The sequence below is a fragment of the Kitasatospora sp. NPDC059648 genome (genome assembly GCF_042734825.1).
In the GTDB taxonomy this organism is placed as follows: domain Bacteria; phylum Actinomycetota; class Actinomycetes; order Streptomycetales; family Streptomycetaceae; genus Kitasatospora.
The window spans coordinates 1-21070 of sequence record NZ_JBHWDU010000110.1; the positions used below are offsets into that span (position 1 = coordinate 1).

Below are 21070 nucleotides of genomic sequence, written 5' to 3' on the forward strand. Positions count from 1 at the left end.
CCAGGTGGGGGCCCCCCGTGGTTCTGTTTCGTAATCAAGATCCGACCTGGCCCCGGGGGCGCGGGGGCCGAGGGCCACACCGTCCTCCCCGGCCCGGGCTGTGGCGCGCACCCTGTGGTGCGCGCCCTTCCTGGCCCTCCCCCATAGGAGTGACACCATGGCAGTCCAGCCCCCACCCGCCGACCAGCGGATCGTGATCGAGAACGTCGCGATCGCCACCGTCGACGCCGCCGACACCGAGTACGCCCGCGGCCACGTGGTCATCCTCGGGAACCGGATCGAGTCGGTCGGGGACGACCCCGCCCCCAACTGGCTGGACAACGTGGTGCGCCGCATCAACGGCGAGGGCCACCTGATCACCCCGGGCCTGGTCAACACCCACCACCACTTCTACCAGTGGATCACCCGCGGGCTCGCCCAGGACGACATCCTGTTCGACTGGCTGGTCGCCCTCTACCCGACCTGGGCCCGGATCGACGAGAAGCTCGTGCACGCCGCCAGCCAGGGCTCGGCCGCCGCCCTGCTCAAGTCCGGCTGCACCACCGCCTCGGACCACCACTACGTCTTCCCCAAGGACGGCGGGGACGTCCTCGGCGCCTCGATCGAGGCCGTCCAGGAGCTCGGCCTGCGCTTCACCGCGCTGCGCGGCTCCATGGACCGCAGCAAGAAGGACGGCGGGCTGCCGCCGGACCACGCCGTCGAGGAGCTCGACGACATCCTGGCCGCCTCCGAGGCCGCCGTGGACCGCTACCACGACTCCTCGTTCGGCTCGATGCTGCACGTCGCGATCGCGCCCTGTTCGCCGTTCTCGGTCTCCACCGACCTGCTCCGCCAGTCCGCCGAACTCGCCCGCCGCAAGGGCGTCCGGCTGCACACCCACGGGTCGGAGACGGCCGAGGAGGAGCAGTTCTGCAAGGAGCTGTTCGGCATGGGGCCGACCGACTACTTCGAGTCGGTGGGCTGGCTCGGCGGGGACGTCTGGATGGCGCACTGTGTCCACATGAACGACTCCGACATCGCCAAGTTCGCCGAGACGGGCACGGGCGTGGCGCACTGCCCGTCCTCCAACGCCCGCCTGGCCGCCGGGATCGCCCGGGTGCCCGACATGCTCAAGGCCGGCGTACCGGTCGGGCTCGGCGTCGACGGCACCGCCTCCAACGAGTCCGGCGAGCTGGGCACCGAGCTGCGCAACGCGCTGCTGATCAACCGCCTCCACGGCTCCCCGACCGCGCTGACCGGACGCCAGGCGCTGCGGCTGGGCACCATGGGCGGGGCCCGGGTGCTGGGCCGGCAGAACGAGATCGGCTCGATCGAGGCCGGCAAGCTGGCCGACCTGGCGCTGTGGAAGATCGACGGCGTCATGCACTCCTCGATCGCCGACCCGGTCGCGGCCCTCACCTTCGGAGCGCTGCCGCCGCTGGCGGTGCTGTTCGTCAACGGCAACGCCGTGGTGGAGAAGGGCGAGCTGACCACCGTCAACGAGGACCGGATCGCCCGGGCCTGCGCCCGCGCGGCCAAGGAGCTCGCCTCCCGGCCGGTGTGACGGCCTGGCACCGAAGGCTCCGGGACGCCCAGGGACGGTGCGTGACCCGGACTCCGTACGCCCGGCAGGGTGTACGGACTGCGGCCCCGAACCCACGGCGAGGGTTCGGGGCCGCGGTGTGCGGCGGCGAACGGCTTCCGACGAACGGTTTCCGACGAACGGTTTCCGACGAACGGCTTTCAGCGGACAGACTTCAGCGAACGGATGACAACTTTCGTCATCTGTTCGCTGAAGTCCGCTCGCAGGCATTCCACCCGCCGCCCGCCGCCCGGTGGTCAGCCCGCCCGACCGTCAGGCCGTGCGCCCCAGCGTCGCCAGGTAGGCGCGCCAGCCGCCGTGGTGGGTGATCTCGCGGTGCACGCCGCGCTCGACCTCGCCCCGGGCGAGCAGCATGGACAGGCACGACGAGCCGTCCTCCAGCTCGATCACCCCGAGCTCCAGCTCCCGCGGCTCGCCGGGCAGGATGACGTCCCGCAGGCGCTCCAGGCTGATGTCGTACAGCTCGCCCTCGATAGCGCTGTCGACGGTCGGGTCGGCCAGCAGACCCGGGCAGACGTCCGTCCCGCCGCTGTGGTCGATCGAGAAGAAGCGGTAGCCGGGTGCGGTGCGGGCCGGGCCGATCAGGGCGTCCGCGACCTTGCCGTGGAACGGTCCGCCGACCATCGCCTGGCCGTTGAAGAAGATGCGCGCCATCAGTGAACTCCTCACGAAGAAAAGACCGTTCCGTACGGCGGCGAGAGGACAGGTGGATTCGTCGCCGTACGGAACGGAGAAAAAGGCGGCGGAACTGCTACAGCCCGGCAGGCGGCAGCGGTGGCGCCGGTGGATAGATTGGTGCTCAGCCCAGCAGGGGAAGCGCGGGGAGGGTCAGGAAGTCCGCGAACTCCTCGGCAAGGGCGACCTGTTCGAAGAGCCGGGCGGCCTCGCGCCAGCGGCCGGCCTGGTAGGCCTCGGCGCCGAACTCGGCACGCAGCTCGGCTAGTTCGGTGGCGACCAGGGTACGGACCAGCTCGGCGGTGGCCTTCTCGCCGGTGTCGGACAGCACGACCCCGTTGTGGATCCACTGCCAGATCTGCGAGCGCGAGATCTCGGCGGTGGCGGCGTCCTCCATCATGTTGAAGATGCCGACCGCCCCGAGCCCGCGCAGCCACGCCTCGATGTAGCGGATGCCGACCTGGACGGCGTTGTGCAGCCCGGCGTGGGTGCAGGTGCCGCCGGCGCCCGCGATGTCGAGCAGGTCGGCGGCGGTGACCGGCTCGGCCGGGCCGGGGTTGTCCTTCTGGTTGGGCCGCTCGCCGAGCACCGCGTCGAAGGAGGCCCGGGCGACCGGGACGAGGTCCGGGTGGGCGACCCAGGAGCCGTCGAAGCCGTTGCCGGCCTCACGGTCCTTGTCGGCCTTGACCTTCTCCAGCGCGGCGGCGTTGACCTCCGGGTCCTTGCGGCTGGGGATGAACGCGGCCATGCCGCCGATCGCGTGGGCGCCGCGCTTGTGGCAGGTCTGCACCAGCAGCCGGGTGTAGGCGGCCATGAAGGGCGAGGCCATGGTGACGCTGTTGCGGTCCGGCAGGATGTAGTGCTCGCCGGCGTCACGGAAGTTCTTGACGATCGAGAACAGGTAGTCCCAGCGCCCGGCGTTGAGGCCGGCCGCGTGGTCGCGCAGCTCGTAGAGGATCTCGTCCATCTCGAAGGCCGCGGTGATGGTCTCGATCAGCACGGTGGCGCGGACGGTGCCGTGCGGGATGCCGAGTTCGGCCTGGGCGTGGGTGAAGACGTCGCTCCAGAGCCGGGCTTCGAGGTGGCTCTCGGTCTTCGGCAGGTAGAAGTACGGGCCGGAGTTCGGGTCCTCGGCTCCCTTGGCGAGCAGCCGGGCCGCGTTGTGGAAGAAGTACAGGCCGAAGTCGACGAACGCGCCGGCCACCGGCACGCCGTCGACGAGCAGGTGGTTCTCGTCCAGGTGCCAGCCGCGCGGCCGGACCACGACGGTGGCGAGTTCGGCGGCGGGCTTGAGGGTGTAGGCCTTGCCGGCCGAGCTGGTGAAGTCGATCCGGCCCTCGAAGGCGTCGATCAGGTTGACCTGGCCGCTGACCACGTTCTCCCAGGTCGGGGAGGTGGCGTCCTCGAAGTCGGCGAGCCAGACCCTGGCCCCGGAGTTGAGCGCGTTGATGACCATCTTGCGGTCGGTGGGGCCGGTGATCTCGACCCGGCGGTCCTGGAGCGCGCGCGGCGCCTCGGCTACCTTCCAGTCCCCGGCCCGGACGTCGGCGGTTTCGGGGAGGAAGTCCAGTGTGCCCGTGCGGGCGATCTCGGCTCGTCGGCTCTTCCGCCTGGCCAGGAGCTCCTGCCGACGCCCTTCGAAGGCACGGTGGAGGCCGACGACGAAGGCGACCGCCTCCGGAGTGAGCACCTCCTCCGCCCGGTGGACGCGCGGACCGGCGACAGTGACGACCGGAGCGGCGGGGGAGGCGCCGACGGGCCCCTGATCTGCAGCCATGAGCAGGACACTCCTAAGACGGTTGAGCCTGGCGAAGGGAGCTCCGGTGGGAACTTCCTCGGGAACTTCCTCGATCGTTACCCGCCTGTCGGCGAGTTCGATTCTGTAAAGTGGACACTAGTTTCCGCGATACAGAATTTCAACGGTTTGTTGAAGAGGTCGCCGGGACTCTACTCCTCCCCGACAGCGAAGGGAACGCCGGTGGTTGCGACCCCCGACACAGCATCGACGACAGGCGCCGACCGCGCGAGCGGCGGCGTGCAGTCCGTCGAGCGCGCCTTCCAACTCCTGGAGGCACTGGCCGACTCCGGCGGCGTGGCCACCCTCAGCGAGCTCTCCAGCACTTCCGGCCTCCCGATGCCGACCATCCACCGACTGGTTCGTACCCTCGTCCAGCAGGGTTACGTCCGCCAGGACACCGCACGCCGCTACACCCTCGGCCCCCGGCTGATCCGCCTCGGCGAGACGGCCGGGCGCCTGCTCGGCAGCTGGGCCCGCCCGTACCTGGCCGAACTCATGGAGGCCACCGGCGAGACCGCCAACCTGGCCGTGCTGGAGGGCGGCGAGGTGGTGTACGTCGGACAGGTGCAGTCGCGGCGCTCGATGCGGATGTTCACCGAGGTCGGACGGCGGGTGCAGCCGCACTGCACCGGCGTCGGCAAGGCGCTGCTCGCCCAGCTCCCCGAGGACGAGGCGCGCGCGGTCCTGGGCCCCAACCCGCTGCCCGCGCACACCGAGTACACCGTGACCGACCCGCAGGAGCTGATGGACCAGCTCGCCGAGGCGCGCGAGCGCGGGTACGTGGTCGACGACCAGGAGCAGGAGATCGGCGTCCGCTGCATCGCGCTCGCGGTACCGGGCGCGCCGACGCCCACCGCCCTGTCGGTGTCCGGCCCGGAGGCCCGGATCCGGGCGCTGGAGGAGCAGGCGGGGGCATCCTCGCTGGTGCCGGTGATGCACCAGATCGCGACCCGGCTCGGGCAGGTCCTCGCGCCCTGACGCCTCATCAGCTCCCTTGCCGGGCGGTGATGGTGGCTCCGCCACCGACTCCTGCCCGCAGTGTCCTCCGTTCGGCGGACGCTCGGGCGGGTTGAGCCCGGTCCGCCGCCCGGGTACCGCCACCCTGGTGCGGACGCGGCCCGCGACGGAGCGGGCCGCCGGACCACCAGGGAGAGGTGAGCGGTGACGGCACGCGGGCAGGGCAGGCGCAGGGGCCTTCGGGTCGCGTCCGGTGGGACGGCGTTCACGACGGCGGCGACGGCGGCGGGTTGCGCGGTCGCGTTGCTGGCCGCCGGGCCGTCCTGGGCGCTGCGGCCCGCGCCGCGGCCGGAGCCGCAGGTCGCGTCGGCGAGCACGGCCGCCGCACGGCCCGACTCCGACCTGGAGGTGATCCGGCTCGACCCGGAAGCCGCCCCTCCCGGCGGCACCACCACGGTCCACGCCTTCGTCGCGAACCGCGGCCCGGACACCACGGGCTCGCCGTTCACGGTGGTCGTCATCCTGCCGAACGGCGTGACACCGCAGGGGCCGTACTTCCCCGAGGACTGCGCGGTGCTGGGGAGCGGGCGCACGGTGCGCTGCGTCTTCGGGGCCGGAATGAAGCCCGGGCGCAGCGCGACCGCGCTCGTCCCGGTGCGGATCTCCCCCGACGTGCGGCCGGGCGTGCTGTCCGGCGGGTCGGTCGAGGTGCACAGCCGGGACGACCGGAACGGAAGCAACGACCGGCAGCCGTTCCACCTGGAAGTGGTCGAGACGGCTGCCGGTCCCTGAGAGCGGCCGGCCTGCGGGCTACGTGCGCTCGGCGTCCGCGGTCAGCGGTAGACGCGCACGTAGTCGGCGGCGAAGGTGATCGGGGTGCTCCCCTGCGGCGCCGGGTGGTACTTGCCGGCGCCGAGGGAGAGGTTGAGGATCAGGTACGCCGAGAAGCCGGCGCCCACGCCCTTGCCGTCGGAGAACACCTTGACGCCGTTGACGTACCAGTCCACCGAGTCGGCGCCGTAGTACGTGCCGATGGTGACCCACTGGTCCTTGGCGACGGCCTTGGCGTCGGTGTAGTAGTCAGGGTTGCCGGGGTTGACGTGGTTGGTCAGCTCCAGCAGGTTCGGGTTGTCGGGGTGGTACTCGAAGGAGTCGACCTCTCCGTTGCCGTTCTTCCACGTCCACAGGGCCGGCCAGGCGCCGGTGCCGGAAGGCAGCTCGACCCGGGTCTCGGCGTAGTCACCGGCCTTGACCTGGAAGCCCTCGGTGGAGCCCCCGGTGGTCAGGAAGCCGGTGTTCCAGGACTGCTGGCCGTTCTCCAGGGTGGGGCCGCCAGGGGTGGCGGTGAAGGTGGCGACGCCGTTCGCGACGCTGACGTTGTTCTTGTTCAGCCAGTCGAGCTTGTTGTCGTCCGGGTTGTGGTTGCCGTACTTGTACGCGGTGCTCTTGTCCCCGACCCAGCGCTTGCCCCAGTCGATCGGGCCGCTGAACTCGTCGGACCAGGTCAGCGCCTTACCGGCGATCGGGGAGGCCGGTGCCGGGGTGCTCGGGTTCGCGGGGGCGCTCTGGCCGGTGGTGGCGCTCGGGCTCACGGTCGGCACGGTGGTCGACGCCGTGGCGCTCGGGCTCGCGGTCGGCACGGTGGTCGACGCCGTGGCGCTCGGGCTCGCGGTCGGCACGGTGGTCGAGGCCGTGGCGGTCGGCGTGGCCGTCGGGGACGGCTCGGCAGTGGGAGTGGCGGTCGGCGTGGCCGTCGGGGACGGCTCGGCAGTGGGAGTGGCGGTCGGCGTGGCCGTCGGGGACGGGGCGGGCGTCGACGTGCCGGCGCGGGAGACCACCAGCTGCTGCGAGGGCAGGTTGTGCCAGCCGCCGCCGAGGTCCTGCCAGAAGCCGAACTGGGTGTACGTCCCGGCGGGCAGGGTGCGTACGCCGCTGGTGAAGGTGAATCCGCTCGGGCAGAGCCGGACGTCGGCGGCGTTGCCCGGGAAGTCCAGGTTGGTGCCGCGCGCGTCGCGGACGCCCACGCCGACGGTCCTGGCGACGAAGCAGGACGAGGAGTGCAGGCTCAGCGAGGCGGTGGTGGCCTTGCCCGCGACCATGGCGGCGGGGGCGATCCGGTCCTGGGTGACGGTCGGGCCGGCGGCTGCCTGGGCACCGGCGACTGCCGGCAGCCCGAGCAGGCCGGCGCCGCTGATCGCGAACGCGCCGGTCGCGGCGAGTGCGGCGTTGCGTCCGCGGTGGGACGGGCGGGCGTGGCGGGGCGCGCGACGGCGCCCGGCAGGCTGGGGCACGGGAGTCCTCTGCGACGCCTGCGGGGTGAGCTGTCGGATTCGGGCTGCAGTTGCCCGGCCGCCTGTGGAGCGGCTTCACCCCTAGCCGCAGCCCGCACGCTGGTGCGTACGGGCCGGGCACTGACCTTGGTTCCCCCGCTCCCGTCCGCTGTCGTGCTCGGCTGCCCGCCGGCGGGTGGACAGGACTCGGCGCCCCGGCGGCGGGGTCCGCGAGGGCGGACGACCCGTTGCAGGCTAGGCAGGCTGTGCGTGAACGGACAACTCCACCGGGCCGGTTGTCGCGCAGCTCACAGTGGTGTCGATCAACGACGCTGCGTGGCCGCCGAGTTGATCAGTCCCGGCACCTCGGCCGGGGGTTCGGATGTCCAGCCCCGGGGGTTCAGCCGAGCCAGGCGGCCACCTGGCTCTCGGCCTCCGGCGACCAGGCCAGTTCCAGGTGGTTGAGCCCGCCGAGCAGCCGGGTGCCGCCGACGGTCGCGATGCCGGTGGTGTCCAGGGCGCTCGCGGTGAACACGATGCCGTCGCTGGGACCGCGGTTCTCGTCGAGCACGCCCGGGATGTCGGCCGAGCCGCCCGCGAGGAGGTAGGTGGGTATCGAGGCGGGGATTCCGGCCCGCTGGAGCGGGGCGACCAGCGAGCCTGCGTCGATGGCCGCCTGGATGCCCTGGCCGGAGGTGTAGAAGCCCTGGCCGCCGTAGTAGGTGGTCCACCAGTCCTGGGCGGTGGTGTCCACCCCGTAGGCGGCGTCCCAGCGGGCGAGCAGCTGGCGCTGGCCCGGGTAGCAGTCGCTGCCGCCGGTCGGCAGCACTCCCAGGCAGGGCTGCGCGGTGTACGTGCCGTAGCAGGTCATGTACAGGTGGGGGGACGGCGCGTTGGCGGTACCGCCGCAGGCCGGCCAGGTGGCCAGGTCGAAGTCCCAGCCGTGGGCGTAGACGTAGTCGATCCCCCCGTTCGGACCGCCGAGGGTGACGAGGCGGCGCACGTCGCCCGCGTACGCCCGCCCCCAGGCGGGGCGCACCGAGGACACGTACGCGCGGGCGGCGACCTCGCCCTTGCTCCAGGCCACCACGTCGACCCGGGGGGCGCCGAGCCGGGCCCGGATCAGCGCGATCGCGTCACCGACGACCTGGGCCTGGAGCAGGTTGTCGCCGTGCGCGTGGGCGAAGCCGATGGCGAACACCCGGTGGCCGGTCCCGGCCAGGTACTGGGCGAGGCCGGTGGACGGGCAGCTCGGGGCGCCGCAGGTGCCGCCCTCCCCCGGGTCGGCCCAGGCGCGGTCGGCGTTGTCGTTGGCGCCGTGCACCAGCAGGACGGGGGTGCCGCTGCCGCCGGCGTCCCAGCCGGTGGCGGAGTAGAGCAGGAAGCGGCCGGAGAAGGGCTCGCCGGTGCCGAAGTAGGTGCGGCGGGGGCCGTCCTGGTCGCCGCGGCCGTCGGCGGGGAACTGCTCGGTGCGGAAGCCGGGGGTGGGGTCGAGGTAGCGCTCGACCTTGGCCCAGCCGTTGCCGGGGGTGGGGAAGGTGGCTTCGAGGGCGAGGGGGGCCGTGGTCGTTCCGGCGTTGGCCGCTCCGGCGGCGGGGGCGCCGAGGAGAAGGGCGGTGAGGGTCAGGAGGAGGGCGGAGAGTACGGCGGGGACGCGCCGTCGGGTGGGGGTACGTCTCATGGGCGTGCACGGTAGGACCGGGCTGCGGTCGGCGCCCATGTGCCGGCCGCACACCGCGAGCGGCGCGACGGTGGCGCACCGCACCGTGGCGCGGGGCCGCCCGAGTCCGCCCGGTCGGATAAATTGGAACCCTGGCATTTTCCGCGGTGCACAAGTGCACCGAGTCCGGGGTGCCCGGTCCGCACGGTCCGTCCCACGCTCCCGAGAAGAGGTTCCGCCCCACCATGACCGCGTCCCTGCCCGCCTTCGCCGGCCGTACCTACGTCTTCCGGGTCGACAACGGCGCGGCCTTCCGCAACACCTACTCGGCCGACGGCGCGCGGCTGCGCTGGGAGGGCCTCGGCGAGTCGGCGGGCCAGTGGGAGGACGTGCGGCTGCACGTCGCCGAGATCGCCCCCGGGGTCTACTTCGTCAGCTGGACGGAGCAGAGCGGGATCACCGTCAGCCACGTGATGGACCTCAACACGCTGACCGTGCGGGCCTTCTGGACCTTCGAGGGCGAGGGCGGCCGGGTCGGCCAGCTGCACTCGGGGACCCTGGAACGGGTGGCCTGAGCCGTGTGACGACGCGCCGAACCCCCGGGCCGGGCCCGGGGGTTCGCGTGTTTGTCCTCAGACGGTCCGGCCCGGCTGGTCCGGGACCTTGAGGTGCCCGGACAGCCACTCCAGCGAGGAGGGCAGCAGCGCGCTCCAGGTCTCGAAGTTGTGCCCGCCGTTCTCCAGCATGCTGTACGAGACCTTCATCGGACTGTGCACCGCGTCGATGAACGCCTCGGTGTCCTGCTTGTAGTTGCCGTCGCCCTTCTTGGTGCCGGCCAGCAGGAGCGAGACGTTCGGCTGCGGCAGGTTCTTCAGCCGCCACATCAGGTTGGCCTCGTCGCGGCGCTGCCTGCTGCCGCCGAAGAGGTCACCGGTGGTCGGGTCGTCCGCGGCCTCGTAGTACCCGGAGAGGGCGACGGCGGTCGGGAAGACGTCCGGGTGGCGCATGGCCAGCTTGACGGCGCAGTAGCCGCCGGTCGAGTTGCCCATGAAGGCCCAGGCCTTCGGGTCGGTCGAGACCCGGTAGCTGGCCTCGATCGCCGAGGGGACGTCCTTGGTGAAGTACGTGTCGGACTGGGCACCGCCCGGGATGTCCTCGCACTCGGTGTCCTGCGGCAGGGCCGGCGAGGGACGCATCAGGACCATGACGGTCGGCTGCATCCGGCCCTCCTGCAGCAGTTTGAGGGCGGCACCCGGGTAGTTGAAGCGGGTTATCAGGTTCTCGGCGATTCCTGGGAAGCCGGTGCTGACGATGACGGCCGGGAACTGCTTCTGCGCGTACTCCGGCTGGAAGTACTGCGGCGGCAGGTAGACGTACCCCTCGGTCGACAGCCGGCTCTCCTTGCCGTCGATCCGGACCTTGCGGATCTCGCCGGACTGGCCGGGCTCGCGGCCCATCGCGCCGCCGCCCTTGACCGAGGCCCGGCCGATGGTCTCGACCATCAGGCGTCCGGAGGCGTCCGCCTTGTTGTGGATCACCACCGGGCCGGTGCTGCCGGTGCCCAGCAGGTCGTCCCAACTGCTGTAGAACGCGAAGTAGTTGTTGGCCACCAGGCCGAGTGCGGCGAGCACGGCGACCTGGGTGGCCAGCAGCGTGCCGATTCGGCCGAGCACCGCCTGCCAGCTCTTCCTGGCCAGTCTGGGCCACAGCCAGACCGTGCCGACCATCATCACGACCGCAAGCAGTACGGCCAGCGCCAGCACTTTGTGGCTCGTCAGACCCATGTCCCAGTTGCTCCCACGCCTCGAACTCCGCACCCCTCCGCTCAGGGACATCCGAGGAGGTCACCCCGGTTCCCCCACCGGGGCGCGAGGACCAACCCTAGCGGGAGCTGTGAGGCAGCTGACCGGCGACTGGGGGTCACGTGAGAAGCCGCATCCCCGCCGTGAGCTCGCGCATGCAGCGGGCCCCGAGGTCCTGCGGAGAGCCCGGGCCGGCGACCGGGGCGTCCGAGCCGGCCCACTGCTCCAGGGCCACCCGGATCGCCGCCGTGGCCGCGGCGGCGGCCAGCCGGATCTCCAGCGGATCGGCGCCGTCCGGGCAGCGGGCGGCCAGCACGGACCGCAGCCGCTGCTCCGACCCGGCGTGGACGCGCTGCCAGGTGCCGTCCAGCCGCGGGTCGCGCAGCAGGCTGCGGGTCCAGTGCATGGCCTCGACGGCCTCGTCGTCGGCCGGGGTCAGCGACTCGACCGCCGAGCGCTCCAGCGCCTCGCACAGCGGGCGGTCCGCCGGACTCGCGGCCAGCAGGTCCACCCAGCGCTGCCCACCCGCCGCCAGCAGCGGGGCGACGGCGTCCTCCTTGACCGAGAAGTAGCGGTAGAAGGTGCGCAGCGAGATGCCCGCGGCCGCGGCGATCTCCTCGCCGGTGGTCGCCTCGGCCCCTCGCTCGGCGAAGAGGGCGGCGGCGGTGCGGGCGATCTCCAGCCGGGTGGCGTCACGGCGGCGCTGGGTCAGGGTGGGGCGTCCGGTCACGAAGCTCAGCGTACGCATCCGCATGCCGCCTCGGCGCATCTTGTCGCGATGTCGCGTCGAGCCTTTTTGGCACAGTGTGCCACTAAGGCGTACCGTGCCTTGCGAAGCCGAGAGACCGCTAACGAAGGAGACCCCATGGAGCGCTTCAGCGGACGGAACGTCCTGATCACCGGCGGCGGCTCTGGCATCGGCCAGGCCACCGTGCACCGGATCCTCGCCGAGGGCGGGAAGGTCGTCGCCGTCGACGTCGACGAGGACGGCCTGAGGAGGACCCTGGACCGCGCGACCGCCGACGGCACCGCGGACCGCCTGACCCTCCAGGTGCTCGACATCGCCGACGAGGCCGCCGTCGTCACGGGCGTGGCCGAGGCGGTCGCGGCGCTCGGCGGCCTGGACGTCCTGGTCAACGCGGCCGGCATCCTCCGCTCCTCGCACACCCACGAGACCACCCTGGAGTTCTGGAACAGGCTCCTCGCGGTGAACCTGACCGGCACCTTCCTGATGACCCGCGAGGCGCTCCCCGCGCTGCTCGCGACCGGCCGGGGCGTGGTGGTCAACTTCAGCTCCACCTCCGCGACCTTCGCCCACCCCTACATGGCCGCGTACGCCGCGACCAAGGGCGGCATACAGTCCTTCACCCACGCGATCGCCTCGGAGTACTCGAAGCAGAGCCTGCGCGCGGTCTGCGTCGCGCCGGGCAGCATCGACAGCGGTATGACCAACAACCCGGGCCTGCCCGCCGACGCCGACTTCAGCCTGCTCGCCAAGCTCTCCCCCGCCCTCGGCCAGGGCTTCGCCGGCCCGGAGACGGTCGCCGGCGTGATCGCCATGCTGGCCTCCGACGACGGCGCCTTCGTCACCGGCACCGAACTCCGCATCGACGGCGGCACCCACATGTGACCCGTCCGTCGGTCCATCCGGTCGGACGCGGGGCCCGTGCCGTCCCCTGCACGGCACGGGCCCGCGGGCACTTCCCGGCCCCCGGCCGGCGGTAGCCGCCGTACCGGGCGCAGTCGAGGAACGGGTACGGGTACGGGTACCGGCCCACGCCCGGCGGGTGGGTCGATCAGCCAGTGGGCGAGCACGACGAGCGGCACCGCGCGGTGGACGACGTCGTCCAACGCGCGGGATCACCAGCTGCGCCGGGCACTTCGCCATCCGCGGCCGGATCGGCTTCCGGCGGGGTCCGCTTCCGCGCGGGCTCCGTTCCAGGGGTTGCGCCAGTCCACGGCGAAGGCCGCCGTCGGGTTGGCGACCAGCAGCCGGTCGGGCAGCTCGGGCCCGAAGGTGCGGGCCAGCCGCGGCGCGAGGTCGGTGAGCAGCCGGACCGGGCCGCCGAGCTCCCGGGCCGTACGGGTGGTGGTGTCGGCACCGAGCAGCAGTCGGTCGGCGAGGCCCGCCTCGACCAGGTCGGCGATCACGTCGAAGGCCTGGAGGTCGGCGGGGTGGCCGATCCGGGCGGGGCTGTCGAGGGCGAGGAACACGCCCTCGGCGGCGAGGCTGCGGTGCAGCGCCCGGTCCGTGAAGCGGGTGAGGTGGCCGAGGACGATCCGGTCGGGGCGGACGCCGTGCCGCCCGTGGAGCCGGCGCAGGACGCCGTGCGGGTCGCCGTCGGGTTCGAGGTGGACGGCGATCGGGGCACCGGTGGCGTGGTGCGCCTCGGCCGCGGCGGCCATCGTGCGGCGGGTGTGCCCGGTGAGCGGGCCTGCGTCGTCGGCGATCTTGATCAGGCCGGCTCGGACACCCTCCAGGGCGCCGGGGAGCCCGGTGGTGAGCTCGGCGACGAAGCGCCCGGCGAGGTCCGTGTACGGGGCGGGGTCGTCCTGGGCCCGGGCGTCCGGGGCGGGGAAGCGGCCCGGGGCGTAGTGGGCGGTCTGGTGCGCGCCGGTGGCGGCGACGACGTGGACGCCGCTCGCGCGGGACAGCTCGGCGAGGGCGTCCGCGCCACGGCCCATGCCCCACGGGGTCCACTGGACGAGAGTGCGGCCACCGGCGGTGGCGTAGGCGCCCAGCACGTCCGCGGCGGCGGCCGGGTCGTCCAACTCCTGGCCGGGGAAACGGGGGCTGCGGATGAACAGGTGGTCGTGGGAGTCGGTGACCCCCAGTTGGGCGGGGTCGATGTCACCCAGGACGGTCCGAACGGTCCGGGTGGTCCGGGTGGCGGGAGCGGTGGGGGCGGCGGGGGCGGCGGGAGCGCTGGTCATGCGCCGGCCTCCGTCGGGGTGTCGGTCCTGGGGGCGTCTGCCGTCGAGGTGTCGGCCGTCGGGGTGTCGGCCGCCGTGAAGGCGGCGGTGGCGGCCCGGAGACCGGCGAGGGCCTTGGGAACGCCGACGTACGGGGCGAGGTGGACGATCACCTCGGTGATCTCCTCCCGCGTCATGCCGATCCGCAGGCTGTTGCGGACATGGTCGGCGAGCTGGGGCTCGACGCCGCCGAGGGCGGTGAGTGCGGCCAGGTTGGCGATCTGGCGGTCGCGCAGGGCGAGGCCGGGACGCTGGTAGGTGCCGCCGAAGAGGCTGGTGACGATCCAGTCGGGGAAGCCGGGAACGAGACCCTCCAGACCGCCGAGGGTGGCGGCGGCGACCGGGCCGGCGAGCTCGGCGAGCAGGGCGTAACCGGCTTCGCGGTCGAGCGGGGCGGGAGTGAGGTCGGCTGGGGTCACGGCTGCGGGGGTCATGCCTATGGGGGGCGTGGTCGCCGAGGTCGTGGTGGCTGCGGTCGTGGTGGCGCGGGTCATGGCGGCAGGGCCTTTCACCAGTGGCGGCCGGCTGGCAGCCGGTCGAGTTCGGGGCGGGACAGGTGCAGCACCCGGTAGCGGGTGCCGGGCGCGTCCTCGGGGGCCGGGCCGTGCCAGAGGGCCAGGGTGAGCAGCTCCCAGCGACTCGGGTCCACGGCGACGACGGCGGTGTGCAGGGCGGACCGCCCTGGGCGTTCGGGAAGCTCGCCGGGTCCGGCGGGTCCGGCGAGTCGGGCGAGTCCGGCGACGGCCTGTTCGACGGCCTCGGCCGGATCCGCGGCCTCCGGGAGCCGAACGGTCGCGCGGGTCGCGGTGGTCGGGGCGACGGTCCGGCTGCCCTCGACCAGGCCCGCGCCCAGCCAGTGGTGGACGGCGGGGCGGCCGAAGTCGGCGCTCAGTCCACGGAATCCCGGGCCCCAGAGGAAGCCGTTCATGCCCTCGGCGGTGCGCCAGAGGTAGAACGGCGCGTACTGGTTGACCGGCGAACCGTCCTGGCCGCGCTCGCGGACCAGGTACGCCTTGAGGCCGAGCCCGGGGTGGGCGTCGAGCAGGTGGCCCTTGTCGGCCACGCGCTTGCGGATGATGCCCATGTCGTAGTCGGCGGGGAGGGTGATCTCGTACTGCATGGCGTGCACGGCGGAACTCCTGGCTCGGACGGCTGGTGACCCGGGACGGCCGCGGGCTGGGGCGCGGCGGACGCTGGACGTCGTCCGTCAGGCCTGACTGCGGTGGACGGCGAGCAGGCCGAGGGCGCCGCGGACGGCCTGGTCGAAGGGCGCGGAGCTGTCCGCCGCGCGGGCCAGGACGTAGCCGCCCTGGACGACGGCGACCACGGCGGCGGCGGTGTCCGCCGGGTCGAGGCCGGGGGCGAACTCGCCGTGCGCCTGGCCCTCGGCGATCAGTTCGGCGATCCGGCCGCGCAGCCAGTCGAAGGTCTCCTCGACCGGGGCGCGCAGCTGCGGGTCGGCGACCACGTCCGGGTCCTGGGCCATCCGGCCGATCCGGCAGCCGCGCAGCACCTCGCGGTCGCGGTTCAGATAGGCGGCGATCCGGTCGTACGCGGTGCCGGGGGCGGCGAGGTCGGCCTCGGCGGTGCCCCGCATCTGCTCGGCGCTGCGGCGCAGGGCGGCGGCGGCGAGGTCGGGCTTGCCGTTGAAGTGGTGGTACATGCTGCCCTGGCCAACGCCGGAGCGCTGCTGGATGGCTTTGGGGCTGGTGCCGACGTAGCCACGCTCCCAGAGGAGGGCCTGGGTGCTCTCGATGAGGCGGTCCTGGGTGGTCATGCAGACCACTGTACATACCAGTAGGTACAGAAGGAAGCGGTCTACCCGAGCCACGAGTGCCGGCGCCGGAGTACTGAGGGCCGTGCGCCGCCCCCCGGCGGCCACGGCCCCTCGACCGTTCGTCATCCCCCGTGCCACCGTTGGGCATTCCGCCACGGCCGGTGGCGCGCGTCACGTCACGTACGGTGGCGGGCATCACGCCGGACAGGGGGTGCGCGGCGCGTTGCGCGGGCGGACGACCAGGGCGGTTCGCGCCGGACCGCAGGCGCGGCTGGCAAAATGTCCGCCATGAGCTACCTCGCTTCGGATGACCGCTACGCCTCGATGACCTACCGGAAGGCCGGCCGCAGTGGCGTGCAGTTGCCCTCCGTCTCGCTGGGGCTCTGGCACAACTTCGGTGACGCCCAACCGCTCGACGTGCAACGGGCGGTGCTGCGCCGGGCCTTCGACCGCGGCGTCACACACTTCGACCTGGCGAACAACTACGGCCCGCCGTACGGGAGCGCGGAGCGCAACTTCGGCTACCTGTTCGCGCAGGACTTCCGGCCGTACCGCGACGAGCTCTTCATCGCGACCAAGGCCGGCTGGGACATGTGGCCCGGGCCGTACGGCAACGGCGGCAGCCGCAAGTACCTGCTGGCCAGCCTGGACCAGTCGCTCGGCCGGATGGGACTGGACCACGTCGACGTGTTCTACTCGCACCGCTACGACCCGGACACCCCGATCGAGGAGACGATGGGGGCGCTGGACAGCGCGGTGCGCTCGGGCAGGGCACTGTACGCGGCGATCTCCAACTACCCCGCGGAACAGCACCGGGAGGCGGTGGCGATCCTGCGCGAGCTGGGGACGCCGGTGCTGATGAACCAGTCGGTGTACTCGATCCTCGACCGGCGCGTGGAGGAGGCGGGCGTGCTGGACGCGGTGGGTGACACCCAGACCAGCCTGATCGCCTACTCGCCGCTGGCCCAGGGCCTGCTGACGGACCGTTACCTCTCGGGTCGGGTGCCCGCCGGGTCGCGGATGTCGGTCGGGCGGTTCCTGACCGAGGAGGTGCTGACCGAGTCGAAGCTGGAGCAGCTGCGGGCGCTGAACAAGGTCGCCGAGGGGCGCGGGCAGAGCCTGGCGCAGCTTGCGCTGTGCTGGGTGCTGCGGGACCCGCGGGTGGTCTCGGTGATCATCGGGGCGAGCAGCGTGGCCCAGCTGGACCAGAACCTCGACGCGCTGGCCGGCGGGCCGTTGACGGAGGAGGAGCTGGCGGAGATCGACCGGCTGAGCGCGTGAGGGTGGCCTGCGACGATGACGGCTGACAGTTGACGGCTGACAGTTGACGGCTGACAGCTGACAGCTGACAGCTGACAGCTGACAGGCAACGGATACCAGATAACAGCTGACAGACTCTGAAATCTGTCAGCTGTCATCCGTCACGCCGACTTCGGCCCTCCGGTCAGTGGACCGGCGTGTACTTGTAACCGACCCGGCGCACCGTCACGATCGACTCGCGGTAGGCCGGTCCGAGCTTGCGGCGCAGCCGGGCGACGTGGACGTCGACCGTGCGGCCGTCCCCGACGTGGCCGTAGCCCCAGACCGCCGAGACCAGGTGGTCCCGGGTGTGCACCCGCTGCGGGTGCTCGGTGAGGTGGGCCAGCAGCTCGAACTCCAGGTAGGTGAGGTCGAGCAGCCGCCCGTCGACGTAGGCGTTGCGCCGCTCGGCGTCGACGGTGATGCCGCGTCCGGCCGGACGGACCGACCGGCCGGCGCCCGGCGCGCCGGCCCCGGGCAGACCGACCGGCCCCGGCGCCGACGCCGGATTCTCGGCCGGCACCAGCACCAGGTAGCCGACCATCGGGTGGCCCGCGGCCCCGCCGGGCTGCGCACCGTACTGGGCGAGCAGTCCCTGCGGCAGTGCGCCCTGCGGCAGGGCGGCGACGACGGTCGCTCCCTCCGGCAGCGCGGCGAGCAGCGCGGCGGGCGCGGGCGGTACGACCGCACCGGGCTGCGGCCCGGCGGCCGGGGCCGGCCCCGGCCGGCTCGGTCCGACCACCGGGGAGCCGGGCGGCACGGAGACGGTCGGAACGGTGGAGGGGATCGCGGAGACGGAGGGAACGGACCGGACCGCGCGCAGGTGCGGGGTCGCGGTGGGCAGGGGCAGGGTGGCCGTGGAGGAGGAAGACATGGTGTGCCGCTCATTTCGCGCGTGACGGACGGGGTGGAGTCGTCTGCGCGTCGACCGGGCGACTGCCGGAGCTGGACCGGGTGGAGTCAGGCTCAGCGGGCGGAGGGCCGGGACGCGCTGGGCGAGCCCGGACACGTCTGGTCGAACAGGTGCGGTTGCCGGGACGGCCAGAACGGTTCGAGGTCGTGGCGACCCCGTCGGCAGTCCGGGTCGGGACCGGTCCGACCGGTGGGACTGCTGAGGCGGACGGTGTTCACTGTGGTTTCTCCGCGGGGCGGGGCCGGTTGAGGCTGGCCGCGGGTGCACCTGACGGGCGATCCGCTGCGGCCTGGTCGACGGGTTCGGTGGTGCGTCGGGCGACGGCCGGATGTGGGCCGGAGATGCCGGGAACGTACCGGGTCGGGGCTGGGCCGGTCAGCGACAACAGGCGCTGCAGATCAGCGCGTGGTCGATGTAGCGGCGGGCGGTGAGCGCCGGCATGACGGGACCGGGCACGGCGGCGGTGCGTCGCTGCTCGACGGTCATCCCTGCTGCCCTCCCCCTTCGTCCTGCTCGGTTCCGACGGCCCTTCCGATGGCACGGCCGGAACGGCTTCCGTCCACAGAGCCTTCCACGCCAGAGCCCGTCTAGGCAACCTTCCGCATGTCAAACGTCCGCAATGTGGACGGCACAATGAGACACCAGATGCACGAAGGGCCCCTGACCAGCGCCGATCCCACGGTCCCTCAGACTGGCGCTCAGGCCCGCCGGCGGAGTGCGGCAGCGTGCTCGACCAGCGTCACCAGCAGCTCCTTGCCGTCCTCCCGCAGCCGCGCGTCACACAGCACGACCGGAATCCCCGGGTCGAGGTCCAGCGCGTCCCGGACCTCCTCGGGAGCGAAGAGCTCGGTGCCCTCGAAGCAGTTGACCGCGACCAGGAACGGGATGCCGCGCTGCTCGAAGAAGTCCACTGAGGGGAAGCAGTCGGCCAGTCTCCGGGTGTCGGCGAGCACCACGGCGCCGAGCGCGCCGCGCGCCAACTCGTCCCAGACGAACCAGAACCGGTCCTGCCCGGGCGTCCCGAACAGGTAGAGCGCGAGGCCGGGCCGCAGGTCGATCCGGCCGAAGTCCATCGCCACCGTGGTGGTGCGCTTCGTCTCGATGCCCGAGGTGTCGTCGACCGGGCGGCCCAGCTCGCTGAGCTCCTCCTCGGTGCGCAGCGGACGGATCTCGCTGACCGAGCCGACCAGCGTGGTCTTGCCCGCCCCGAACCCGCCCGCCACCAGGACCTTCACCGCGACGGCCGGACCGCCCCGCCAGCGCGGGTCGTCGGCGCTCCCGCCCGGCTTCGGCGCGGCACCGCCGGGAGCGTTCCCGGACGTGCTCGGCGGGGTGTGGTCAGAGCGCACGGAGTCCATTGATCACGTCTCGCAGCAGGCGCTCGTCCGGCAGCTCGGCGAGCGGAACGGGTCGGGTGACGCTGATCAGGTCGGCGTCGTAGAGGTCGCCGAGCAGGACGCGCACCACGCTGACCGGCAGGTCGGTGTAGGAGCCGAGTTCGGCGACGGACAGCGGCTCGTGACGGCACCAGGCCAGCAGGGTCTGGTGCTCCGGGTCGAGGACGTGCGCGGGCACGGCCCCCGCGTCCGGCCCCGGGTCCTTGGCGGTGACCAGCGAGATGAGGTCGAACAGGCCCTCCTCGACCGGCCGGGTGCGGCCCCGGGTCATCGAGTAGAGCCGCACCACCGGGCCGGCCTCGTCGTCGAACCACCGGTCGTCGACCGGGGTGCGCGGCTGGAACAGGTCGACCTCGGGTCCGTCCGGGGGCCCCGGTGCCTGCTCCGCGCCGTCCGTCCCGGCCGGACCGCCGGGGGTCGCCGAACCCTCTGGTTCCGCAGGGCCCCCCGGGGACGCCGAGCCCTCCGGGGTCGCGGGGCCGCCCGGCCCGTCCGCCTTCGGATCCGCCATCGGACCGCTCAGCCCCTCGGCGCGGCGGTTTCGGTGCGCGGCTCGGCGGCCATGTGCTCGCCGACCCGCTTGACCAGCAGGGCCATCTCGTAGGCGATCTGGCCGATGTCCGCCTCGGCCTCGCTCAGCACGGCCAGGCAGCTGCCGTCGCCGGCGGCCGTGATGAACAGGAACGCCTCGTCCAGCTCGACCATGGTCTGCCGGACGCCACCGACCTTGAAGTGCCCGCCGGCGCCCTTGGCCAGGCTGTGGAACCCGGCCGCGACGGCGGCGAGGTGCTCGGCGTCCTCCCGGTCGAGAGCGCGCGAGGCACCGGTGGCCAGCCCGTCGCTGGAGAGGATCACCGCGTGCCGCAGGGCCGCGACCCGGCCCACCAGGTCGTCCAGGAGCCAGTTGAGGTCCCCGGACGGCTGCGTCGAAGTGGTCATGAATCAGTTCCTTCCGCTGGAGCGGGTGGTGCGGGTACTGCCGGTGCTACGGGTGCTACGGGTGCTGAGGGTGTCACTTGAGGTACGGGCGAGGCGCCCGCAGGGTTCCGCCGCACCGGCTGGCCCGGCTGGATCCGGCGGGCGAGCGGCGCCCGGCCGGCGTCCTCGGGGGCGGGCCCGGGCAGCGCCGCCGGGGCGGGCGCCGGGCCGATCGCCCGCCGGGACGGGTCCGGCGGCTGCCAGGCCGGTACGGCCACGGGGCGGGCGCCGGGCGCGGCCGGACGGTTCGCTGCGGCCGGGGCATCACCGGTGGCACGGCCGGGAGCGGCGCCGTCGTCCTGGTTCCGGGTGGTGGCGGTGGTCCCGCGTCCACGGGTGAAACCGCGCTGGAACGAGGCGAAGGTGGCCCGGGCCTCCTCCGGCGAGCGTTCCCGGCTGTCCCGGGCCTCGGCGGCCCCCGCGGCCGAGGACCCGCCTGCGCGGTCGTCGGCCGCGGTCTCCCCGCGGAGCCGCTCCTTCGCCTGCTCCTTGAGCTGCGGCGCGAGGTTCGCCTGCCGGACCCGCCGGGGCAGACCGCCCGGCGTCCGGGGCGCCGCGGCCACCGGAGCGGCGTCCACCGCGACGACGTCCCCGGGAGCGCGGTCCACCGGCCCGGCGTCCACCTGCCCGGCGCCCACCTGCCCGTGGAGCGCCGCGGCCTCCGCCGCCTCCCGCCGGTGCCGCCCCGTTCCCGGACCGCCCTCGGGGTCCGGCCCGGGCGCAGGCACCAGGACCGGCCCGCCCTTGGTCCGCGCCGCCCGACGCGGCAGCCCGTTGGCCGTACGCCCCGCCTCGGGCACGGACGGCCGCGGCCCGCCGCTCCCCCGGTGTCGCCCGCCCGCGCCCGCCGCACCCGACGCCGCTTCCGCGCCGGAGGACGGGACCGGGTTCGCTCCCGCAGGACTGCCCGCAGCCGCGCCGGGGGCCGGGTCCGGCACCGCGACCAGGTCGCGCCGCCCCGCCGTGCGCCCGGCCGGGCGGCGCGCACC

General features: G+C 73.3%; 20 protein-coding genes, 1 pseudogene and 1 riboswitch. Of the genes and pseudogenes, 6 read left to right on the forward strand and 15 right to left on the reverse strand.

The window, feature by feature from the left end:
- Positions 1–157 precede the first annotated feature (157 nt).
- Positions 158–1543: an 8-oxoguanine deaminase gene (locus ACFV1W_RS36390; protein ID WP_380421560.1), complete on the forward strand. Its 1386-nt coding sequence runs from the start codon at positions 158–160 to the stop codon at positions 1541–1543.
- A gap of 291 nt (positions 1544–1834) precedes the next feature.
- Here ACFV1W_RS36390 and ACFV1W_RS36395 read toward each other — a convergent pair whose 3' ends face one another.
- On the reverse strand, positions 1835–2236 hold the full coding sequence (locus ACFV1W_RS36395) for a gamma-glutamylcyclotransferase (protein ID WP_380421561.1): 402 nt from the start codon (positions 2234–2236) through the stop codon (positions 1835–1837).
- A gap of 145 nt (positions 2237–2381) precedes the next feature.
- On the reverse strand, positions 2382–4034 hold the full coding sequence (aceB, locus tag ACFV1W_RS36400) for a malate synthase A (RefSeq protein WP_380421562.1): 1653 nt from the start codon (positions 4032–4034) through the stop codon (positions 2382–2384).
- A gap of 201 nt (positions 4035–4235) precedes the next feature.
- Between aceB and ACFV1W_RS36405 the strand changes: the two genes are divergently transcribed.
- Together ACFV1W_RS36405 and ACFV1W_RS36410 are read left to right on the forward strand one after the other, a co-directional pair.
- Positions 4236–5033, forward strand: a complete 798-nt coding sequence (locus tag ACFV1W_RS36405) for an IclR family transcriptional regulator (RefSeq protein ID WP_380421563.1) — start codon at positions 4236–4238, stop codon at positions 5031–5033.
- A 183-nt stretch (positions 5034–5216) separates the two neighbouring features.
- Positions 5217–5804, forward strand: coding sequence for a hypothetical protein (locus ACFV1W_RS36410; protein WP_380421564.1), 588 nt, complete (start codon positions 5217–5219; stop codon positions 5802–5804).
- 41 nt (positions 5805–5845) lie between these two features.
- Here ACFV1W_RS36410 and ACFV1W_RS36415 read toward each other — a convergent pair whose 3' ends face one another.
- Together ACFV1W_RS36415 and ACFV1W_RS36420 are read right to left on the reverse strand one after the other, a co-directional pair.
- Complete coding sequence (locus tag ACFV1W_RS36415; protein WP_380421565.1) at positions 5846–7303, reverse strand: hypothetical protein; 1458 nt, start codon at positions 7301–7303, stop codon at positions 5846–5848.
- A gap of 2 nt (positions 7304–7305) precedes the next feature.
- A riboswitch (cyclic di-AMP (ydaO/yuaA leader) is annotated at positions 7306–7428 on the reverse strand.
- Positions 7429–7682: 254 nt separating this feature from the next.
- Complete coding sequence (locus ACFV1W_RS36420; protein ID WP_380421566.1) at positions 7683–8963, reverse strand: esterase/lipase family protein; 1281 nt, start codon at positions 8961–8963, stop codon at positions 7683–7685.
- A gap of 224 nt (positions 8964–9187) precedes the next feature.
- Between ACFV1W_RS36420 and ACFV1W_RS36425 the strand changes: the two genes are divergently transcribed.
- A complete protein-coding gene (locus tag ACFV1W_RS36425) occupies positions 9188–9517 on the forward strand; it encodes a MoaF N-terminal domain-containing protein (RefSeq protein WP_380421567.1) in 330 nt (109 codons plus the stop codon).
- 57 nt (positions 9518–9574) lie between these two features.
- On the opposite strand, the gene ACFV1W_RS36430 is transcribed toward ACFV1W_RS36425, so the two are convergent.
- Complete coding sequence (locus ACFV1W_RS36430; protein ID WP_380421568.1) at positions 9575–10726, reverse strand: alpha/beta hydrolase; 1152 nt, start codon at positions 10724–10726, stop codon at positions 9575–9577.
- A gap of 136 nt (positions 10727–10862) precedes the next feature.
- Positions 10863–11474, reverse strand: coding sequence for a TetR family transcriptional regulator (locus ACFV1W_RS36435; protein WP_380421569.1), 612 nt, complete (start codon positions 11472–11474; stop codon positions 10863–10865).
- A gap of 135 nt (positions 11475–11609) precedes the next feature.
- Between ACFV1W_RS36435 and ACFV1W_RS36440 the strand changes: the two genes are divergently transcribed.
- Positions 11610–12374 carry an SDR family NAD(P)-dependent oxidoreductase gene (locus ACFV1W_RS36440; protein ID WP_380421570.1) on the forward strand — a complete coding sequence of 255 codons (765 nt, stop codon included), beginning with the start codon at positions 11610–11612 and terminating at the stop codon, positions 12372–12374.
- A gap of 230 nt (positions 12375–12604) precedes the next feature.
- On the opposite strand, the gene ACFV1W_RS36445 is transcribed toward ACFV1W_RS36440, so the two are convergent.
- From ACFV1W_RS36445 to ACFV1W_RS36460, 4 genes are all read right to left on the reverse strand, one after another.
- Positions 12605–13678: a phosphotriesterase gene (locus ACFV1W_RS36445; protein ID WP_380421571.1), complete on the reverse strand. Its 1074-nt coding sequence runs from the start codon at positions 13676–13678 to the stop codon at positions 12605–12607.
- Positions 13675–14136, reverse strand: a complete 462-nt coding sequence (locus ACFV1W_RS36450; protein ID WP_380421572.1) for a carboxymuconolactone decarboxylase family protein — start codon at positions 14134–14136, stop codon at positions 13675–13677. The genes ACFV1W_RS36445 and ACFV1W_RS36450 overlap by 4 nt, the downstream gene beginning before the upstream one ends.
- 89 nt (positions 14137–14225) lie before the next feature.
- Positions 14226–14846, reverse strand: coding sequence for a DUF4865 family protein (locus ACFV1W_RS36455; protein ID WP_380421573.1), 621 nt, complete (start codon positions 14844–14846; stop codon positions 14226–14228).
- A gap of 78 nt (positions 14847–14924) precedes the next feature.
- Positions 14925–15494, reverse strand: coding sequence for a TetR/AcrR family transcriptional regulator (locus ACFV1W_RS36460; protein ID WP_380421574.1), 570 nt, complete (start codon positions 15492–15494; stop codon positions 14925–14927).
- A gap of 288 nt (positions 15495–15782) precedes the next feature.
- Here ACFV1W_RS36460 and ACFV1W_RS36465 point away from each other — a divergent pair, with 288 nt between their 5' ends.
- Positions 15783–16775, forward strand: coding sequence for an aldo/keto reductase (locus ACFV1W_RS36465; RefSeq protein ID WP_380421575.1), 993 nt, complete (start codon positions 15783–15785; stop codon positions 16773–16775).
- A 163-nt stretch (positions 16776–16938) separates the two neighbouring features.
- On the opposite strand, the gene ACFV1W_RS36470 is transcribed toward ACFV1W_RS36465, so the two are convergent.
- From ACFV1W_RS36470 to ACFV1W_RS36490, 5 genes and pseudogenes are all read right to left on the reverse strand, one after another.
- A complete protein-coding gene (locus ACFV1W_RS36470; protein ID WP_380421576.1) occupies positions 16939–17667 on the reverse strand; it encodes a winged helix-turn-helix domain-containing protein in 729 nt (242 codons plus the stop codon).
- Between the two features lie 737 nt (positions 17668–18404).
- Complete coding sequence (locus ACFV1W_RS36475; RefSeq protein ID WP_380421577.1) at positions 18405–19064, reverse strand: ATP/GTP-binding protein; 660 nt, start codon at positions 19062–19064, stop codon at positions 18405–18407.
- Positions 19045–19449 carry a DUF742 domain-containing protein gene (locus ACFV1W_RS36480; protein WP_380421579.1) on the reverse strand — a complete coding sequence of 135 codons (405 nt, stop codon included), beginning with the start codon at positions 19447–19449 and terminating at the stop codon, positions 19045–19047. Before ACFV1W_RS36480 ends, ACFV1W_RS36475 begins: the two co-directional genes overlap by 20 nt.
- Before the next feature lie 173 nt (positions 19450–19622).
- Entirely contained in the window at positions 19623–20042 is a 420-nt protein-coding gene (locus tag ACFV1W_RS36485; protein WP_380421578.1) for a roadblock/LC7 domain-containing protein, read from the reverse strand.
- Positions 20039–21070 (reverse strand): annotated as a pseudogene (locus tag ACFV1W_RS36490) (hypothetical protein); the annotation flags it as partial. The gene ACFV1W_RS36485 and the pseudogene ACFV1W_RS36490, both read right to left, overlap by 4 nt.

Bases quoted from the DNA above. Each gene is read 5' to 3' on its own strand.
- ACFV1W_RS36390 (WP_380421560.1), top strand. From the start codon at position 158: ATGGCAGTCCAGCCCCCACCCGCCGACCAGCGGATCGTGATCGAGAAC.
- ACFV1W_RS36395 (WP_380421561.1), bottom strand. From the start codon at position 2,236: ATGGCGCGCATCTTCTTCAACGGCCAGGCGATGGTCGGCGGACCGTTC.
- aceB (WP_380421562.1), bottom strand. From the start codon at position 4,034: ATGGCTGCAGATCAGGGGCCCGTCGGCGCCTCCCCCGCCGCTCCGGTC.
- ACFV1W_RS36420 (WP_380421566.1), bottom strand. From the start codon at position 8,963: ATGAGACGTACCCCCACCCGACGGCGCGTCCCCGCCGTACTCTCCGCC.
- ACFV1W_RS36425 (WP_380421567.1), top strand. From the start codon at position 9,188: ATGACCGCGTCCCTGCCCGCCTTCGCCGGCCGTACCTACGTCTTCCGG.
- ACFV1W_RS36430 (WP_380421568.1), bottom strand. From the start codon at position 10,726: ATGGGTCTGACGAGCCACAAAGTGCTGGCGCTGGCCGTACTGCTTGCG.
- ACFV1W_RS36440 (WP_380421570.1), top strand. From the start codon at position 11,610: ATGGAGCGCTTCAGCGGACGGAACGTCCTGATCACCGGCGGCGGCTCT.
- ACFV1W_RS36445 (WP_380421571.1), bottom strand. From the start codon at position 13,678: ATGACCAGCGCTCCCGCCGCCCCCGCCGCCCCCACCGCTCCCGCCACC.
- ACFV1W_RS36460 (WP_380421574.1), bottom strand. From the start codon at position 15,494: ATGACCACCCAGGACCGCCTCATCGAGAGCACCCAGGCCCTCCTCTGG.
- ACFV1W_RS36465 (WP_380421575.1), top strand. From the start codon at position 15,783: ATGAGCTACCTCGCTTCGGATGACCGCTACGCCTCGATGACCTACCGG.
- ACFV1W_RS36470 (WP_380421576.1), bottom strand. From the start codon at position 17,667: ATGTCTTCCTCCTCCACGGCCACCCTGCCCCTGCCCACCGCGACCCCG.
- ACFV1W_RS36475 (WP_380421577.1), bottom strand. From the start codon at position 19,064: ATGGACTCCGTGCGCTCTGACCACACCCCGCCGAGCACGTCCGGGAAC.
- ACFV1W_RS36485 (WP_380421578.1), bottom strand. From the start codon at position 20,042: ATGACCACTTCGACGCAGCCGTCCGGGGACCTCAACTGGCTCCTGGAC.